Annotated in this window: 4 protein-coding genes; 2 read left to right on the top strand and 2 right to left on the bottom strand. The window is 41.8% G+C overall.

All coding sequences use genetic code 11. The features are described from left to right. Both WIW89_RS11900 and WIW89_RS11895 read right to left on the bottom strand, forming a co-directional pair. The coding region (locus WIW89_RS11900) for a hypothetical protein (protein ID WP_337720937.1) at positions 1–300 on the bottom strand (300 nt) is incomplete at its 3' end. Positions 301–618: 318 nt separating this feature from the next. Further along, positions 619–1134: a TRASH domain-containing protein gene (locus tag WIW89_RS11895; RefSeq protein WP_337720936.1), complete on the bottom strand. Its 516-nt coding sequence runs from the start codon at positions 1132–1134 to the stop codon at positions 619–621. A gap of 147 nt (positions 1135–1281) precedes the next feature. Between WIW89_RS11895 and WIW89_RS11890 the strand changes: the two genes are divergently transcribed. Further along, the gene (locus WIW89_RS11890; protein ID WP_337699261.1) at positions 1282–1446 is read left to right on the top strand and encodes a YHS domain-containing protein; all 165 of its coding nucleotides are present in this window, start codon (positions 1282–1284) and stop codon (positions 1444–1446) included. Next, positions 1447–3648: a heavy metal translocating P-type ATPase gene (locus WIW89_RS11885; protein ID WP_337720935.1), complete on the top strand. Its 2202-nt coding sequence runs from the start codon at positions 1447–1449 to the stop codon at positions 3646–3648. Positions 3649–3668 lie beyond the last annotated feature (20 nt).

Here is a 3668-nt window from a genome sequence, read left to right as displayed (position 1 = left end):
CCTATCCAACTCAGCTTCACCTACGAAAGGTACTAACATGTCTTCCTTATGTAAGTAGTAAGCAAACTTGACCTTTTCGTTCTTATTCCTTATAAAGAGATCCAATACATCAGTCCTCTCACACTCAGCTTTTAAACCTAAAGGCTTCAGGTAATCTACACCCTCATATACTAAATCGCCGACCTTAACAATCACCTTATCGTTCATGAGAATTTCTATCAGCCTCTTCCCCTCTTTGTCATAATATACTTTTCTGAATACCCTACCATCAGAGGTGAACCCCGTTAGAACCAATTCCATATACTATAACATTTCCGCTATGTAATCTTAAATACTTTTTAATCACTTCCAACGCCTTACTGTGGGTTATGTTTATAAAATATCATCCATAAGTTTTCTTTTTACCACCTCCCAGCTAATGACTGGCTCTGCTCATGAGGGCGGAAGTGATAATGAGATTCGGATGAGAAGATAGGATTTATCCCTCGACTAGTTCTAGCGAGTTGAGCATAAATATTGTATGATCCATTTAAAAGGGATATTCGTCTGGCGGGATTAGAAATAATTAAAGAAAGTAAGTTACACCGCGGGTAAATACTAGAGTAGTCCCCCTACCTTTTAACCGTTTGTTTTACTTAACCTCTTCCTAAGTTCTTTTTCGCAAGTCCTACAGCATGTATAGTATATCCTCTTACCTAACTTAAAAGTGATGGGATCACCCCTTATCTCTCCCCCGCAGTAGTCACAACGAAGCTCACCTCTTATAACTGTCACCGTATTCACCTTCTGGGTTGAAATAAAGTATTCCTTCTCGTCCTCAACTTTACTCAGAATCTCCTCTATTTCATGTAGTTTTCCCCTTACTAGCGAAATGTATTTACCGTCTATGAGTTTATAACACTCCGCACTTCCTTCTATGCACTGACGAGAAATTAAAAATAGTATCAGTTCTCCCTCTTCCTGATAATCCACTGTAAACTTAACGCCCTTATCCTTTAACGATTTAATCACCTTCGCAACGGTAGCCCTACTTACGCTTAATTCCTTAGCTATACTACTGGCACTCCTCCTCCCGTCTTCTCTAAGCATTTGGAGCACTTTGTATTCTAACTGAGAGAGTTTACTCCTTTCCATAATGTAACTTAAATCCGTGCTGATAATATACTTTGTCTTTATATTGACCGAGTCACGAGACACTTTTTTACAAAAAGCTACACGATAACATATACAATTTTACGTTGTAAACGTTAGGTTAAAAATTTCCCCCGTGGATTATAGATTATGACGCATATATGTCCCGTATGCGGTATGGAAGTAGACGACACAACTCCCTATAAGACGATGTACAAAGGAACAGTATATTACTTCTGTAGTAACGGCTGCAAGAAAGCGTTTGAAAAAGACCCCGATAAGTACTTAAAAGAAGGCCCGCAGGGAATGCCTTGAATGGAACTCAGGATAAAGAAACAAGAAGAGCTGAAAATTGTAGGGATGCACTGTTCGACATGTGCATCTACAGTATCAAAAGCTATTAAAGGAGTGCCAGGGGTTGAGGAGGTTAACGTTAATCTAGCTTCGGGTGAGGCAAAAATAGTTATTGAAGGAGCGAAGCTAAAGGACGTTATAAACGCCGTTAGAAAAGCTGGATATGATGTAATAACACAAAAATTTAACATGAGCCTGGACGTAAGCGAGGAGGAAATACGGAAAGTCAAAGAGATAGTAGAAAACCTCGATGGAGTAATCAGCGTTAGATCTGGGAGAGACAATCTCCTTGTCGAAATAAACCCAATGACTACTTCACCTCAAACCATCGTAGAGGAGCTCAAAAAGAGAGGGTATAAGGCAGAAATTACAGACTTAAGGCAAAGCAGAAAATCCGATTTTAAAGACTTGTTGACCAGACTAGTGGTTTCTTCAATTTTCACTTCGTTAGTATTATTATCAGCCTCTCCACTCCTGCAATTAATCTTCTCGATCCCAGTCCAGTTCTACTCTGGTCTAAGGTTTCACAAAGGAATGATCAGAGCCCTAAGAAACAAGACCACTAATATGGACGTTCTGGTCTCACTTTCGTCTAATATAGCATGGTTTTATAGCCTATTTTCACTCTCTAACCCCTTTTTCTCGGCCTCCTCCCTACTTATTACGTTTATTTTAGTAGGTAAGACACTAGAGGCTTATTTAAAGGAAAGAGCTAGCGAACAAGTCCTCTCACTCATTAACGTAAAGGCGAAGAAAATAACAGACTCTGGAATAATAGAGGTAAACGCCTCGGAACTGAAGGTAAACGACGTAGTAATCGTGAAAAGCGGTGAAGTTATACCCGCTGACGGAGTAGTCGACGAAGGAGAAGGCTACGTTGATGAGTCGATATACACTGGAGAGTCAGTACCTACAAGAAAAATCAAAGGAGACCCCGTAATCGGTGGTTCGATCCTCAATTCGGGGTACCTAAAGGTCTTCGTAACGAGGACCGGAGAGAGGACTTACTTGTCCCAAGTAGTAGAGGCTATAAGAGAGGCTGAAACCACAAGACTACCAATACAACAGTTAGTTGACAAGATCTCAGCCGTTTTTGTGCCCACGATTATCGCGGTCTCAGTAATAGCTTTTGCAGTTTGGTTTTTCGTATTACATTTCCCCCTCTATTTTTCCGTACTAATAACAGTCGCGGTTCTGGCGTCAGCATGTCCTTGTGGTTTCGGTCTCGCAACTCCCATGGCTATAATCGTTGGGCTAAGGAAGTTGATAAAGAAGGGTATCGTCGTCAGGAACGGTGAGGCATTAGAAAGGCTTAAGGAGGTTCAGGTGTTCGTCTTCGATAAGACCGGGACAGTAACAAAGGGTAAAATCAGAGTCGCAAAATACGAGGGGGATGTGGAACTGGCTTCACATCTAGAAAAGCTCAGCAACCACCCTGTAGCCAAGGCAATAGCTTCGTTAGCTAAAGGTAAACGGGACGTGGAGGGCTTCACTGAATTTAAGGGAGAAGGGATATACGGAAAGGTCGACGGAAGAGAAGTACTAGTAGGAAAGAGGGAGTTTGTATTGAGGAACTGTGAAGGGGAAGGCAAAGATGCAGACGTGCTAGTGTGTGTAGAAGGAAAGGTTACCGGGTATATTTGGTTGGAGGACGAGATAAAGGAAGAGGCGATTAAAGTAGTGGAGTGGTTAAAGAGACGTGGTTACGATGTAATCATAGCTACGGGTGACTCGAGCAAATTTGCTGATCGAGTGGGTGAGATACTAAAGGTAAAAGTGTATAAGGACCTTTCACCTGAGGACAAAGTTGAAGTCGTAAGGAACTTAGGAAAGAAAGTGGCATTTGTAGGTGACGGAGTTAACGACGCTATGGCACTTAAAGAGGCTTACGTGGGAATTGCCATCTCTACTGGGACGGATATAGCAAAGTATGCGGGAGATGTCATCATCCCTTCCCTCGAGTCGTTATTGGACTTAGTAGCGCAAAGTAAGAGGACTGTGAGGAAGATAAAGGAAAATATTGCTTGGGCATTAGCATATAATTCTATTCTGGTACCTATAGCCTCTGGTCTCCTCTACCCGTTGTATTTACCACCGGAGTATGCAGCCCTAGCAATGTCTATGAACAGCGTTAGCGTAGTATTGTGGAGTTTTGTCCAGTGATACAGAGCGACTATTATTAC

It is taken from the genome of Stygiolobus sp. CP850M (assembly GCF_037389425.1).
In the GTDB taxonomy this organism is placed as follows: Archaea; Thermoproteota; Thermoprotei_A; order Sulfolobales; family Sulfolobaceae; genus Stygiolobus.
This window is presented reverse-complemented; position numbering and strand designations above follow the sequence as displayed.